Origin of the sequence: Sphingomonas sp., assembly GCF_017304615.1 — a bacterium.
Taxonomy (GTDB): domain Bacteria; phylum Pseudomonadota; class Alphaproteobacteria; order Sphingomonadales; family Sphingomonadaceae; genus Sphingomonas.
Map to the genome: position 1 here is coordinate 1,460,096 of NZ_JAFKLZ010000001.1, position 14,668 is coordinate 1,474,763.

Sequence of the window (14,668 nt, forward strand, 5' to 3'; positions counted from 1 at the left end):
AATCAGAAGTGATAGCGGACCGAAACCCCGTATTGCGCCGGCTCGCCATAGATCGCACCGGTCCAGCCGGAGCCGTAATAGGATGGATTGGCGGTCACCAAATAGTTCCGGTTGGTCACGTTCGTGCCGAATACCGCCAGATCGATGGGCTGCTTGCCGATATTGTTCCATTCGGCGCGCAGGTTCAGGAGACCATAAGCCGGGATCGTGTCGTAAGGCTGAGAATCCGGCGCGACGCGCTGCGAACTCTGCCACGACCAAGTCGCCTGTAGCGCGATGCGCCCGACGCTTTCCGGAAGAGGCAGCGTGTAACGCGCGTCGACGCTGTATTTGTGCTTCGGCACATACAGAAACGGCGTGTTGCTGAAGTCCTGGCTCGGCTGCGTCGACGTGGGAAGCGTGTTCCAGACATCGTATTTGGCGTCGTTATAGGAATACGTGACGCCGAGCTGGAGGGCGCGCGACAAGCGCAGCTGACCTTCGAATTCGACACCGAACACATGGGCCTTTTGAGCATTCGTCGCGGCGTCGGATCCGAGATAGACTTGGCGCTGCACCACCTGGATGTCGTTATACCAGGTGTAGAAAGCTGCCACGTTCGTCCGAAGACTAACACCACCGCCCAGCGCCCAGTCCCGCTTGAGTCCCACCTCCGCGTCGGTCACCTTCTCTGGCTTGAACGGGAACAGCGGATCGTTGGCGCCGCTTGGCGACAGAATAAGAATGACCGGGTTGATGCCGCCGCTCTTGTAGCCCCTGCGACTGACCGCATAGAGCAACGTGTTGTCGTCGGCCTGCCAGTCCAGCCCACCCTGCCAAGTGGGCCCGCCGCTCTTGCCGTCGAAGCCGGGATAGGTGCAGTTGGGATATTTGAGCGTCGGCAATTGACCTTTGGTCGTAGCGATAAAAGCGTCATAGACGCATAGATTGCTGCCCAGCGCCTGAGTGGTCAGCGCCGTCGGCAGCAGAGCCGCCGGCACGTTGGCGACAAGATTGGCGAACGACGAAGCGGGCAGATACGAGCTGATGTGCCCGCCATAGGTATCCCAGGTCCACCGATACCCGGCCGTGAGACTCAGCCGCGGCGTGATCTTGAAATTGGCGTTGGCGTACAGCGCCTTGCTGGTCCCGTGGACCTCGGCGCGATCCTGCACGCTCAACACCGGGTAGATATAGGGGGCGACGGGCAGGATGATCGGCGTCGCAGCGATGCCGAACGGAGCCTGCATCGGATTGATCGTCCGGAACGTTAGCGAATCGTTCGGGGTGCGGTCCTTCAGGTAGAAGCCGCCGACCTGCAGGCTGAGCCGCGGGCCATTATAGCGCAGCTGAAGCTCCTCGGTGATCGTCCGCAGGTTGTTGTTCCAGCCGCCCTCGAAGGCGCCATACAGATCGCTGATCGCCAAGCTCGACGCATCGCTGTCCGACGCGGTATTGGATTGGCTGGTCCCGTAACTGAAGATGTTCTTGATCGAGAAGGTGTCGGAGAGCTTGAGTTCACTGTTGTTGAGGATCAAGAAAGAGCGAGCAATGTCCTTGGTTGGGGTGCTTAGCGAAATGTTGCGATTACCCCTCGCCTGTTGCGCCGCGAGCAGCGGCGTCAGCAGCGCCCCATAGGTTTTGGCGGGGTTAACCGCGAGCAGCACGGTACCGCCGCCATTCTCGTCGACCGCGCGGTAGGAGATTGCGGTGTAGCTGGTGAAGTTAGCGCTCGGGTTGAACTGGATGCCAATGCGGCCGCTCCAATTGTCGCGGTTGAGATAATCGCGCTTGGTGACGATATCCTTCACATAGCCGTCGCGGAAGTCGAACTGGCCTGCGACGCGGACCGCGAGCACGTCACCGATCAGCGTAAAATTGGCGGCGCCATTGCCGCTCATCCGGTTAAAGCTGCCGAGCGTCTGCTCGAAATAGCCGGAAAAGCCGTCGAAGTCGGGCCGCTTGGGCTCGATGAGCACCGCACCGCCGGTAGAATTGCGACCGAACAGCGTTCCCTGCGGCCCTTTCAGCACCTGCAGGGACTGAAGGTCGTAAAAGACGCCGGGACCGCTCGCCGTATTGGGCACTTCCGCGAAGTAGGCGACCACGCCCGGGCCACTCCCCGTGCCGGCCCCACCGCTGCCGCCCATTCCGCGCAGGGTAAATTGCTCCTGGTTACGACTGACATGGCCGAGGACCGACAGCGAGGGCGTGAAGTTCTGAAGGTCGGTAGCGTTGCCGATCGCCTTGCTGCGCAAATCCTCTTGGCTGAGCGCGGTGACCGAAACGGGCACCTTTTGGCTGCGCTCCTCGGTCCGGCGGGCGGTGATGATGATGTCCTGAATCTGATCGTCACTTGCTGTCGGCTCGGCTGGGGCGGTCTGCGCCACGGCCGGCATTGCTCCGATCGTCAGCGCCAAGGGCGCCGCTCCAAAAAGTAGCGCAGTCGTGCGGATCATTATCTTATCCTCCCCTCGTCTCTCGAGACTCTTGCTCGATGTCACAGTCACCTAGTCATCTATGAAACGCATTTCAACAAAAGTTTCATCCGATGGCTCGGTCGTTGCGAGAGGGTCGGAGATCACCTACGAATGCCGTATGGCGAGGAAAGCAGAGGAGCGGGGAATAAAGCGCGCGACGCGCCCGACGATGGACGACATCGCGCGCTTGGCCAGTGTCTCCAAGCCGACCGTGTCGCGCGTTCTGAACGGCAGCACGCTCGTCAACGCCAAGACCCGCGAACGCGTGTTGGAGGTCGCGCGGGCGCAGGGTTATTCGGTCAATCGCAACGCCCAGAACCTGCGGCAGGAGCGCGCGAACGCGATCGCGGTAGTACTCGATTTCGGTTCCCACCGCCACGGGGCGATCGGGGACCCGTTCATCTTCGAACTGCTGGCCGGCGTGTCGGAGGCGCTTTCCGTCCGCGACGTCGGGCTTCTCCTGTCGCCAGCCGGCCTCGATACCGTTGAGGGCTTTGTCGATCTCTACCGGTCGCGCGGGGCGGACGGGTTCATTGTCTTGGGCCAAGGCTCTCGCGACGCCATGCTCCGGGAGGTGGCCGAGCGAGGCGTCCCAATGGTGGTCTGGGGGGCGGTCAACGACGAAGCCGGCTACTGCGCGGTGGGGAGCGACAATTTCCGCGGCGGCAAGCTCGCAGGCGAGCGGTTCCTTTCGCAGGAGCGCAGGCGCTGGCTTTTCGCCGGCGACGTTGGACACGAGGAGATAAACCTGCGCTTTCGTGGCCTTCGGGCGGCGGCTGCGGGCCGGGAAGACGTCACGATCGATTCGCTGATGGTCGGGTCGATGGCATTCTCCGAGACGTTCGAATGTGCGCGGACATATCTGGAGAACCATCCGACGCCGGACGCCGTGTTCGCGTTCTCCGACACAGCCGCGATGGCGATCATCGGGGCGTTCAGCGCCAAGGGATATCGCGCGCCCGACGATTACTCTCTCGTCGGCTACAACAATATCCCGCCGGCAGCGTTGTTCACCCCTGCGATTACCACGATCGAACAGCAGACTTTGGTCGCGGGGGCTATCCTGGTGGAGAAGCTGATACAGACCCTGAACGGCGCGCGCGCGAAGTCGGTGATGCTGCCTACCAGGCTGGTCGTGCGCGACACCTAACGACCGCGGCGGCAAACGAACGGGGTAATCTGCCGTCTTCTGCGGTATCATTTCGTGGCGGGCCGAAGCCCGACCCTCGCCGCTCCCTTCGGGTCGATCACGTTTCCGATACCCTCACGAAACAGCCCCTCGCCGGTGATCAGTACTGCGACGGCCACTAAGTAAGCGCCTGCCAGCGACGCGATCCCCGCCGCCAGACCGAACTGATCACCGGCGCGCGCCACCACAACCGGAGCGATGCCGCCGCCCACGAAACCCAGCGCCGTCATTAGGCCAACGGCGGTGGCTCGGGCGCGGGGGGCGACAATATCGTGCATTGCTGCGTAGATACATCCATCGAACACGCCTTTGCCCAGGCTGGAGGCAACGAGAACGGCCGCTACCCCGCCGGCCGTGGAAACGTACAGCAAAGGCACCAAACACAGACCCGCTACGCCCAGTCCGATCGCTAGCGCGTGAAACCGGCCGTTGGGCCGCCGTCGCGCCAGCGCATCGGCCAGCCAGCCACCGACCGGCACCGCACAGAAACCGGCGATGTTGATCGTCGCCGATCCCAGCAGCGCCGAGCCAGTGAGATCGAGCTTGAGGAAGTCGTGCGCAAAAGTCGGTGCCCAGACCATGACGCCGGTCGAGGCACCGTTGGCGAGGAAAAACACACCGCACAGGGCCAACACGGCCGGATTGCGCAGAAGCTCGCGGAACCGCCCCGTGCCGTCGATTTTCGGCCCGCGCTCGGACGGCGCATCGGCAAGCGCCCGGCGAAGCAGGAGTGCCCAGACTATACCGGCGACGCCGAACACGAGGAACGGCGCGCGCCACCCGAGCCGGTCCGCGATCAACCCGGCCGCCAGAGCACCAAGGCCTGCCCCGGCGAACAGGCCGGTCTGATGCAGTGCCAGCGCCCGACTCCGCATCTTGCCGGGGTGCCATTCGCTGATGAGCGCGGTCGCGCTGGGATAGTAGCTTGATTCGCCCACCGCGACCGCCGCGCGGATCGCCAGCAGCGTCGCGAACCCGCCCGCCAGGGTCATACAGCCCGTGGCGAGGCTCCAGACGATCAGGCCGTAAGCGATAACGCGAGATCGTCGCCACACATCGCCCATCCGTCCCGACACGAACACCGCCGCCGCGTAGACCCAGAAGAACGTGGAGTTGATGAGAGCGAGATGGGTGGCGTCGAGTCCGAACTCGTCCCGGATGCGCGGCATCGTGGCGACGAGGATCGACCGATCCGCTGCATTGAGAAACGATGCCACCCACAGCAGTGCGACCAGTAGCCACGGATACATGTCCCGTCGAGGTTGCACTCTCGTCACGACGGCTTACCCGCCGCCGGCTCGACGAGGATCACCCGGAAGTCGTTGACGTTCGTGAGCGTCGGCCCCGTAACCACCAGGTCACCTAGCGCCGCGAAGAAAGCATAAGCGTCGTTGCGGGCAAGATGGTCCAACGGGTCGAGCCCGAGAGCGGCGGCGCGCGATAGAGTGTCGGGCAGGATCATCGCGCCCGCCGCGTCTTCCGTGCCGTCGATCCCGTCCGTGTCGCAAGCAAGCGCACTGATCCGCCGGTCGCCACCGAGCGCGATGGCCATGCCCAGCAGATACTCCAGATTGCGACCGCCGCGGCCGTGAGGATTGACCACCGTGACGGTGGTCTCGCCACCCGATATGATCGCTCTGCGGCTGCTGTCGGCAGCAAGCCGCCGCGCCAGCGCAGCATGGCTAGCCCCGAGATGACGCGCCTCTGCCTGCAACCGGTCGCCGAGATTCGTGACGGCGAATCCTTCCTGCTCGGCAAGTTCGCAAGCCGCAGCCAGCGCATCGCGCGCATTCGCGACGATCTCCGTCTGACAGCCGGCGAGGCCAAGCGCGTCGGGCGAGGGCGTCTCGTTGGCAGGATCCGCCAGGGCGGCAGCCACCGAAGGTGGAACGTCGATGCCGTAACCCGATACGATCGCCCTGGCCTCGGCCAAGCCGCCCGCATCGGCCACCGTCGGCCCCGACGCCACGAACGCGGGATCATCGCCTGGAACGTCCGAGATGATGTAGGTCGTAGTCCGTGCCGGTCCGGCGGCGATGGCAAGTCGCCCGCCCTTAATTCTCGAAAGGCGCTTCCGCAGCGTGTTGATCTCGCCGATCGTCGCGCCTGACCGCAGGAGCGCCCGCGTGACCGCCTGCTTGTCCGCCAGCGTGACGCCGGCGACGGGCGCCGCTGCCAGTGCCGATCCGCCTCCCGAGAGCAGCAGGACCAGCCGGTCCGCCGCGCCCAGTTGGTCCGCCAACTGCAGGGCGCGCTCGGCGGCACGGACCGACTGGCTGTCGGGAACGGGGTGTCCGGCCTCGATCACCTCGACGACCGCCGGAAACTGGTGATGGAGAAGATGGCCATGGCGCGTCACGACGAGCCCGGCGTCCGGCGGACCCGCGCGGTCGATGGCCACGCGCATCATCGCCGCCGCCGCCTTGCCGATTGCGACGAAGGCGACCCGCCCCCCGTCGCTGCGCGGCAGCGAGGCAGGCATCACCGTCTCCGCGGAGACGGCCGAGACCGCGCGATCGAACAGCGAGCGCATCGCCTGCCGCTGCTCATCGAATTGCCCTTCGCTCATCCCGCTCCTACCGTACCAGGCCCTTCCCGGACCCTCTAACTTGCGCATGCTGGCCGATGCGAGCCATGTTCAATAGCGCTCGTTTGGACAACGGAATGTTCCGATCAGAGCAACCGATCTCAATGTGGCTCCCATGACAGGCGGCGGCGGAGCCGCTCAACGAGGAAGTCGATCAGCGTGCGGACTCTGACCGGAATGCTCTTGGGGTCCGCGAACAACGCATAGAAGTCGAGCATGTTCGACTGCCACCCGGGCAGCACCTCGAGGAGCCTGCCTTCGGCCAAGTCCGTTTTGCAGAGGAAGCCGGGAAGGCTTGCGATCCCCAGTCCCGCTAGCGTTGCCTGGCGCAGAAGCGACAGGTCGTTGGTCGCCAACCGCGCCGCGAACTCCACGGTCGCCTCGGCGCGGTCGCGATGCAGCTGCCAGCGATGCCGCCTGTCCATCCCGCCGAGCGCGAGGAGGTCGAACCGGGGGAGCTCGATATGGTTCTGCGGCATTCCCATCCGCTCCGCGAGCTCATGGGCGCAGAACAGCCCGCACTCGGCGCTGCCCAGCCGCGTCGCGACGAGACCTGAATCCGCAAGTGGTCCTACCTCGATCGCGATGTCGAAACCGTTCCTCAACATGGCGATGCCCTCGTCGCTCACGACGGTCAGCAAGCGAACGTCGGGATACTGCGCGAGGAACTCCGCGAGCAGAGGTCCTAGCAGGCTCTGACTGAGCGCGTGCGGCACGACGATTCGTATGATCCCTTGGGGATAGCGCTGCTGGCTCTGCAGCGCGCGCTCGCCGTCGCGAAGCACGCCAATCGAGCGCAGGCAGTATTCAAAGAATAGCGCGCCGTCCTCGGTCGCCGTCACCGCCCGTGTGTTGCGGCGGAGCAACTGGGTTTCCAGATGGTGCTCAAGACGCGTGATTCGCCTACTGACGCTGGACTTGGGCAGTCCCAGCTGCTCGCCGGCCCTGGTAAAACTTCCGGTTTCGACTACCTTGGCAAAGACCGTCAGATCCCCAAAATCGAGCATGCGGATTTCCCTTGTTTGCTGCGCATGGCTAGGTCATTGTTGCGCATTCGGCAACGAACCGTTGTGATTTTCCTGTATAGCGTTTTACGCTGTCGCCTTTCACTCTTGCGATAACGACGCCGAGAAATCGGTGCGACCGGTCATCGACCGCATTCGGGGAGGAAGATATGAAAGCGCAGAAAACCCTGTTGTCGACGTCACGCGCGGCCCTTCTGTCGGGTGCCGCCCTGTTCGCGCAACCTTCGTTTGCACAAGAGGCCGTCACTCCGGCACCTGCTGCGCCGCAGACCTCGACCACCGACGACGCGCAGCCCGACATCATCGTCACCGGTACCAGCGCGAAGCGCGCCGCGCGCGACACCCCACTGTCGGTGACAACGCTCGACGCTGTTCAGCTCCAGCGCACTGCCGCGTCCAGCCAGGCGGACATCCTCAACACCGTGCCGTCAATCAAGGCGGAGGGCGGCGGCGGCGAAGTCGCGGTCAACGTCTTCGTAAAGGGGTTGCCGCTTGGAGGTACCTATCAGCTCACCCCCCTGCAATATGACGGCATCCCCGTACTCAGCGCGTTCGGGCTCAATTCGTCGGCCTACGACGTCTATTATCGCAACGACCTGGGCATCGAGCGGCTCGAGTTCGTCCGCGGCGGGGTTTCGAATCTCTTCGGCTCCGGTTCGGTGGCCGGTTTGATCAACTACATCTCGCGGACTGGAAGCGACCGGCCGCAGGGCACGCTTCAGGTCGAATGGGCCGAGAAGGGCCGCGTTCGCGGTGACATCGCCCTGAGTGGCCCACTCGATGCCAATGCCGGCCTCTACTACGCAGTGTCAGGTTACTACCGGAATGACGATGGCCCCATCCGCACGGGGCTTCCGACCAAGGGCGGACAGATCCGCGCCAACATCAAGAAAGAATTCTCGGACGGTTCCGGCTTCGTCACGCTATATGGTCAATACATCAAGGATCGCGTGCAATTCTACCTGCCCTTTCCTTTAGACGGAACAACGCGTGAACGCATACCGGGCAATGACGGCAGCCTCGTCAACTCGGTCCAAACGGCTGCAGTGAGCAACCTCGGCTTCAACACTCCCGCTGGACGGTTCCAGACGTCCATCGCTGACGGCGTCTATACGAACGGCGGTCAAGTCGCACTGGAGTTCAACAAGCAGTTTGGTGACGGTTGGGGATTGAACGGCAAGGCGAAATACTCCCAATATGCCCACAAGTTCGGTTTCTTCCTCGATGGCGACGGCGTGGCGAACGTGCCGCAGACCCAGGCCGGATTCCTTGCGCTTCGCAGCCTACCGACCAACGCCACGTTCACCTATGCCGACGACGGGTCAGCTGTCGCGGCTAGCGCGCTGCTATTCGCCAACCGTTTCCAGGACCGTATCCGGCCGAACCACGACACCACCATCGAGCTCAACCTGACCAAGAAGATCACGAGCGGTGGGATCACGCACAACCTGACCTTGGGCGGTTACTTCGCCGACGCCTGGGCGCGCGACAACACGATCACCACCGCCTACCTCGCGGCCTTCAACAACCAGCCCCGACTCATCAACCTGACGGTGCGCGACAGCCTCGGCAATCCGACGGTCATCTCGAACGGCGGACTGCTCGATGCCGGCCTCGGCTATACCAACAACACCGCGGCGCAGTCGCGCTACGCGGTCTATCTTGCCGACCAGATCGAGGCCGGGCGACTGGTGGTGGACTTCGGCGGGCGCGTCGAATGGACCGATGGCGAGATCGGTCGCGCGCAGACGGCAACCTACATCACCGATACGACCACGCCTAACTTGTCGACTGCCCTACGCAACGTCGTCTGGGAGAACGGCACAGTGGTGTCGGGCAAGGTCAAGGCCTCTAGCTGGGCGCTATCGGCGGGCCTGCTCTACAAGATCTCGCCGAACCTCAACGTCTATATGAACGCCAACCGCGGCTTCTTCTTCCCTGCGCTCAACTCGATCTCGATCAGCGCGTCAGGCCAGACCCAATCCTATCAGCCGGAGATCATCCGGCAGGCCGAAGCCGGCCTCAAGTTCGGCGGCGGCCGGGTAAACGGCTCGCTCTCCGTATTCTACAACGACCTCAAGAACCGCCGCACCGTTCTGCTCGTGAATACCGGAAATGGCGGCGTCACCGAACAGGTGACCGTGGTTTCGACCCGAGCCTATGGCGTCGAAGCAGTATTGGGCGTCAAGCTGTTCGACCATCTGCGCTTCGACGGCAACGTCAGCCTGATCGACGACAAGTTCACGTCGCTCGACATCACGCCGCAGTTCATCGGCAACAAGGAACCCCGACAGCCCAACGTGCTCTATAACGCCGGGCTCTATTACGACGATGGTGCGTTCGATGCGTCGATCGCGAGCACCTATACCGGTCCGAACTACACCGACAATTCCAACGCGATCCGGCTCGGTGGGTTCAGTACTTGGCGTCTGATTGCCGGCTACAAAATTCCCACCGGGAACCGACAGGGCCTGCGGCTTGGCGTCGATGTCTATAATCTGTTCAACAGTCACGGCATCACTGAAGGTTCGCCGCGCCAGGTATCGCAGACGATTGGTGCTTATTTTGTAGGGCGTCCGATCCTACCGCGCCGTATCTCGGCCAAGCTTACCTACACGTTCTGACATGACCACAACCGCCGCGACCCGCGACGAGGAAGCTCGCGCTATCCTCGTCGCCAACGACCGCGGCGGTTACACGGTCCCGAACGGCCGGGTCTATCCTTTCCAGTGGAACTGGGATTCGGCCTTCGTCGCCTTGGGATTTGCGACATTCGACCTGGATCGCGCGTGGCGCGAGATCGAAACTCTGTTCGAAGCGCAGTGGCAGGACGGCTTCCTGCCGCACATCGTCTTCTGGCAGGACGATGCGGGCTACTTCCCGGGTCCCGACCGCTGGCAGACAGGAAGGACTCCGCGCACCTCGGGCATTACCCAGCCTCCCGTGGCGGCGACCGTGGCTCGCGCGCTGTGGGAGCGTGATCCGATCTCGCGCGGCCGGCTGGCAGCGCTGTTCCCAAAGCTGCTCGCCTGGCATCGCTGGTTCTGGCGGAATCGTGACTTCGAAGGTCGCGGCGTCGTGGTGGCGATGCATCCGTGGGAGACCGGTCGCGACAACTCGCCGGAATGGGACGCCCCGGGGATGGCAGTCGATACATCATGCGTCGCGCCCTACGTCCGCCGCGACACATCGCATCTCGATGCGGCGATGCGGCCGACCCAGGCCGAATATGACCGCTACGTTGCTTTAGTCGACTTCGGCCGTTCCGCCGGCTGGGACCACGCCGCGATTGCCCGGTCCAACCCCTTCCGGGTCGCCGACGTCGGCATGTCGATGATCCTGCTCCGCGCCGACCGCGACCTCCAGTCGCTGGCAGTCGAACTGGGCCTCGCCGCGGAGGCCGAAGAGATCGGCGCGAGGATCGCTCTTGCCGAGCGTGGCATCGAATGGCTGTGGAATGAGGAACTCGGCGCGTGGTGTTCCCGAGATACCATAACCGGCAGATCGTCCGGCTACGTTACCAGCGCAACCTTCTTGTCCTGGTACGCCGGTTTAACCGACCCGTCCCGAGATGCCCGGTTGCTCGCCCATGTCGAGCGGATCGGCACTCATGTGCCCTTCCTGATGCCCAGCTTGGACCCGGCTGATCCAGGCTTTCAGATGGTGCGCTATTGGCGCGGACCGGTTTGGGCGGTGCTGAATTACATGATCGGGCTGGGGCTGGCCGAGCGTGGCCACGTCGAACTCGCCACCCGAATGCGCGGCGACACGCAGGCCCTGATCGAGCGGGCCGGGTTCTACGAGGCGTTCGATCCCACCGACGGAGCACCGACGGGTGGAGATTCGTTCTCGTGGACAGCCGCGATCTGGCTATGCTGGACCAATGCTAAATAGAATTCTCTCGGTTCTCGCGGCGTTCGCGGTCGTCACGACATCGTCGGCCTCCAGCGGTGCATCGGGGGATCAGCTTACCCCGCGCCATCGAGAGAAAGAAAGCGGTGCCGGGTTCGACGCCTTGCGGCTTCGCCGCATCGACGACGCGATGCGGGCCGCCATCGCGCGGGGGCAAGTTAATGGCGTGGTCACGCTGCTGATGCGGCACGGCCGGGTCATCCGGTTCAATGCCTACGGTGACGACGATCCGACCACCGGCAAGCCGCTTTCCAAGGACGCCATCTTCCGCATCTTCTCCATGACAAAGCCGGTCACGGCAGTCGCGATGATGATTCTCTACGACGAGGGCAAATGGCGGCCTTCCGATCCGATCGCGATGCATCTGCCCGAATTGGCTAATCTCAAGGTCGCGACCGGTTTCGCTGCCGATGGCACGCCGATCCTCGCGGTCCCGCGCCGCCAGCCGACAGTCGGCGACGTGATGACCCATAGTGCCGGATTCGCCTACGGGCTCAGTCGGACGACGCCCATCGACCGTCTTTATGCGGACGCCCGCCTGTTCGACGTTCCCAACCGCGCGACATTTCTGCATCGCCTTTCCAACCTGCCGCTTGCCTACGAGCCCGGAACCGCCTGGCAGTATAGCGTCGGGATGGACATCGAGGCCGCGATGATCGAGCGGTTGTCCGGGCAGAGTCTGCCGGTTTTCATGGAGAACCGAATCTTCCGACCGCTCGGCATGGTCGACACCGGATTTTTCGTCCCTCCCGAAAAGATGTCCCGGCTCGCAACGCTCTATGCGCCCGCCCCCTCCACGGGAAGACTGACACCTTTCGTCGGCGCCCCTCTTGGCTTGGACGCGACCAGACCGCCTGCCGTCGCCAACGGTGGCGGTGGGCTGGTATCGACGGCCCGCGACTATGGGCGCTTCGCCCAGATGCTGCTCGATGGGGGTCAGTTGAGTGCGGTGCGGATTATTTCGCCGGCCGCCGCCAGGCTGATGATGGCAAACCATCTGCCCGACAGCTTCGCCGGCAACGGATACGGCATCGGCAACTTCGCATACGTCCCGGGCACGGGCTTCGCCTGGAACGGCGGCACCTATACCGATCCGGCGCTGGCCGGGCAGATTGTGGGAAAGGGCACCTATTTCTGGGACGGCGCCGCAGGCACCTGGTTCTGGATCGATCCGGTCAACGACATTGTCTTCGTCGGCATGATACAGCGCCTCGGCGGCCCCGGCGGCCCGGCCTTGCAGGAGGTGACACGACCGCTCGTCTACCAGGCGCTACGACCGCGATGAAGCGTTGACACAACGCTGCGTTCGATCACGGTTCCGTGACGTTGAAGCGGCAAGGTGAACGCGTAGCAAGATATGCCAGGATGGTGCGGGCCGCCTAGGCGGGGCGCTCCAAGAACAGATAATGCCCGCTATGGGGAATTTCATAGGCGACGCCGCAACGCTGGCCGGCGACGAACCTCGCTTCTTCCCGCATCATCCACGGGCGTATTTTTGCCAGCGAGTAGGCAATCACCGCACGACGCGTCGCGGGCGTCGCCGTAGCGGGCACCTGTTCTGCCACGTCCTTCGACGTGTATAGGGCAAGCGACGGCACCTTGATCTTGGTATAACGGGGTGGTGCGGCCATGTCGCCGGCGAGGATCGCGCCGGCTATTGCCGGGGGCGTGCGTGGGCGCAACCCTTCGGGATTGGCCCGCATCGTCGCTGCCAGATCGCTGGAGACTGCCGGAGACCCGACGCCAAGCGCGCCTGCACGCCATCGCGCCATCGCGCCATCGCGCCATCGCCGAGAGGCTAATGAGGTCGGCACCCGCGGGACCCGGTATCGGTGGCAGACCTGCCATGATGCCGGGACCGCCGAGCGGTCGTAGGCGGCATCGAGGGAGATCAGCCGCCGTACCCGATCCGGGTGGTCGGCGCCCAGCGAGCCGAGTTCGCCACCTGCGAGGCTGTGTCCGACAAAGGAAGCCCGGCGGATGCCGAGCCCATCCACGACCTCGATCACATCGCCGACCAGCCGCGTGTTGCCGTAATCTCCGGTAGCTGCGTCCCCCGACAGGCCATACCCCCGTCTGGTGATGGCGATCACCCGGCGCCCACGCCTAAGTAGAGGTGCCAGCTCGTCGAAAATCCGCGCCGAGTTTCCCAGCCCGGCAAGCAGCACGATCGCGGGACCCTTGCCGCCCCAGTCGACATAGTCGATCCGGGTGCCGTCGGACATGGTGCAAAAGGCGTCGACGCCAACGCCGGCATGCCCGCACGAGCGCGCGACGATGCGGACGCTGCCGGCGGCGGGGCCGCCTGTGCCGGCGCGACGACCATCGCCGATAGAGCAAGCAGAGCGCCCGCGAGCCGTTTCACAACTTGTAATCCAACGTCAGTCCGATCATGCGCGGCCGCACCAGAAACTGTTGGGGTCCGCGGATGCCCGTCGTCGCCTGTGAAATACCGCGGACATTGCCGGCGTTCTCGACGAAGGCCGCGATACCGACCGGACCGATTGTCACGCCCGCTCTCAAGTCGAAAAGGTTATAGCCGCCCTGGATCTGCGGATTCGGCGCGAGCTCGCCGGGCGCGCGAGAAAGGTAACGATAGCTGATGCCGAAGCTCGGCGCCAACGGCATGCCAACGGGGGCATAGCTGATCGAATCCGTTATCTGCCAGCGCGGGGCACCCGGCAATCGGCTTCCGGCGGGGGCCAGCGACGGTCTTCCAGTCGACGAACAGCCGGACTAGCAAACCACTTTCCAGGGCTCCCTTGCATGCCCGGGAAGTCGACGACGTGATGCAGAGGCCGCCTTTGGCGGCTGCGATTGCGCCGAAGGTGTCGTTGGTCGATAGGTGCGGCGTCAGGTCGAGACTAGCTGTCTCATCTCCGCGCTGGAATTGCCATGACGAGCCCCGTGATGCCGCCGGTCCCGAAATAATCCGATGGATCGAAAGATCGGAGGGGTGCTCTGGCGTTCCATGCCGCGCGAGATAAGCCGGCGCCGCGACGATCACGCGATGCATCGTGCCAATCAACCGGGCAGTGCCGGCCGTTTCCGGGAGTGCGCCAACGCGAATGCCCACATCGACCGCGTCGCGGACCATGTCCTGTCACCAGTCGTCGAGCATCAGTTCGATATGAAGACGCGGATGGCGTTCGGCGAAGGGGGCGAGCCGTGGAATGACCACCTGGATACCCATGGTAGACGGCATGGCGACCCGCAGCGCGCCTTGCAGGTCGCCGCTTTCCCGGACGCTGCTCTCCGCGTCTTCCAGCGCCGCAAGGATAAGGCTCGACGCGCGCGAGAAATTCCGCGCCTGCCTCGGTCGGGACCACCGCTCGCTTGGTACGGGACAGGAGCCGCGCGCCGAGTCCGGCTTCGGGCTCGGCAATCATCCGGGACACTTGCGATTGCGCGAGACCACATTCCCGCGCCGCTGCGGAAAAGCTGCCGAGCCGGGCCACGCGAGAGCAGAGGCTAAGCGACTGAATGTCCTTCACCG

10 protein-coding genes and 2 pseudogenes are annotated in these 14,668 nt (G+C 64.0%); 4 read left to right on the forward strand and 8 right to left on the reverse strand.

The annotated features are described in order from the left end of the window. Positions 1-2: 2 nt before the first annotated feature. The gene (locus tag J0J06_RS07350) at positions 3-2,438 is read right to left on the reverse strand and encodes a TonB-dependent receptor (RefSeq protein WP_294040654.1); all 2,436 of its coding nucleotides are present in this window, start codon (positions 2,436-2,438) and stop codon (positions 3-5) included. A gap of 139 nt (positions 2,439-2,577) precedes the next feature. Between J0J06_RS07350 and J0J06_RS07355 the strand changes: the two genes are divergently transcribed. After that, the gene (locus J0J06_RS07355) at positions 2,578-3,609 is read left to right on the forward strand and encodes a LacI family DNA-binding transcriptional regulator (RefSeq protein ID WP_294040655.1); all 1,032 of its coding nucleotides are present in this window, start codon (positions 2,578-2,580) and stop codon (positions 3,607-3,609) included. A gap of 47 nt (positions 3,610-3,656) precedes the next feature. On the opposite strand, the gene J0J06_RS07360 is transcribed toward J0J06_RS07355, so the two are convergent. The 3 genes from J0J06_RS07360 to J0J06_RS07370 form a co-directional block, all read right to left on the reverse strand. Further along, a complete protein-coding gene (locus J0J06_RS07360) occupies positions 3,657-4,898 on the reverse strand; it encodes an MFS transporter (RefSeq protein WP_294040656.1) in 1,242 nt (413 codons plus the stop codon). Positions 4,899-4,921: 23 nt separating this feature from the next. Continuing rightward, on the reverse strand, positions 4,922-6,217 hold the full coding sequence (locus tag J0J06_RS07365; RefSeq protein WP_294040657.1) for a glycerate kinase: 1,296 nt from the start codon (positions 6,215-6,217) through the stop codon (positions 4,922-4,924). Positions 6,218-6,336: 119 nt separating this feature from the next. Then, positions 6,337-7,242, reverse strand: coding sequence for a LysR substrate-binding domain-containing protein (locus J0J06_RS07370; protein ID WP_294040658.1), 906 nt, complete (start codon positions 7,240-7,242; stop codon positions 6,337-6,339). A gap of 167 nt (positions 7,243-7,409) precedes the next feature. Here J0J06_RS07370 and J0J06_RS07375 point away from each other — a divergent pair, with 167 nt between their 5' ends. From J0J06_RS07375 to J0J06_RS07385, 3 genes are all read left to right on the forward strand, one after another. Beyond that, positions 7,410-9,884 carry a TonB-dependent siderophore receptor gene (locus tag J0J06_RS07375; protein WP_294040659.1) on the forward strand — a complete coding sequence of 825 codons (2,475 nt, stop codon included), beginning with the start codon at positions 7,410-7,412 and terminating at the stop codon, positions 9,882-9,884. A gap of 1 nt (position 9,885) precedes the next feature. After that, the gene (locus J0J06_RS07380; protein WP_294040660.1) at positions 9,886-11,154 is read left to right on the forward strand and encodes a trehalase family glycosidase; all 1,269 of its coding nucleotides are present in this window, start codon (positions 9,886-9,888) and stop codon (positions 11,152-11,154) included. A 148-nt stretch (positions 11,155-11,302) separates the two neighbouring features. After that, positions 11,303-12,457 carry a serine hydrolase gene (locus J0J06_RS07385; protein ID WP_294040661.1) on the forward strand — a complete coding sequence of 385 codons (1,155 nt, stop codon included), beginning with the start codon at positions 11,303-11,305 and terminating at the stop codon, positions 12,455-12,457. A 94-nt stretch (positions 12,458-12,551) separates the two neighbouring features. Here the strand turns inward: J0J06_RS07385 and J0J06_RS07390 are convergent, their stop codons facing one another. From J0J06_RS07390 to J0J06_RS16860, 4 genes and pseudogenes are all read right to left on the reverse strand, one after another. Next, the gene (locus J0J06_RS07390; protein WP_294040662.1) at positions 12,552-13,397 is read right to left on the reverse strand and encodes an alpha/beta hydrolase; all 846 of its coding nucleotides are present in this window, start codon (positions 13,395-13,397) and stop codon (positions 12,552-12,554) included. A 136-nt stretch (positions 13,398-13,533) separates the two neighbouring features. Continuing rightward, positions 13,534-13,857: a TonB-dependent receptor gene (locus J0J06_RS07395; protein WP_366931199.1), complete on the reverse strand. Its 324-nt coding sequence runs from the start codon at positions 13,855-13,857 to the stop codon at positions 13,534-13,536. A 43-nt stretch (positions 13,858-13,900) separates the two neighbouring features. Continuing rightward, positions 13,901-14,557 (reverse strand): annotated as a pseudogene (locus J0J06_RS07400) (substrate binding domain-containing protein); the annotation flags it as partial. Beyond that, a pseudogene (locus J0J06_RS16860) lies at positions 14,493-14,666 on the reverse strand (LysR family transcriptional regulator); the annotation flags it as partial. The pseudogenes J0J06_RS07400 and J0J06_RS16860, both read right to left, overlap by 65 nt. Positions 14,667-14,668: the final 2 nt, after the last annotated feature.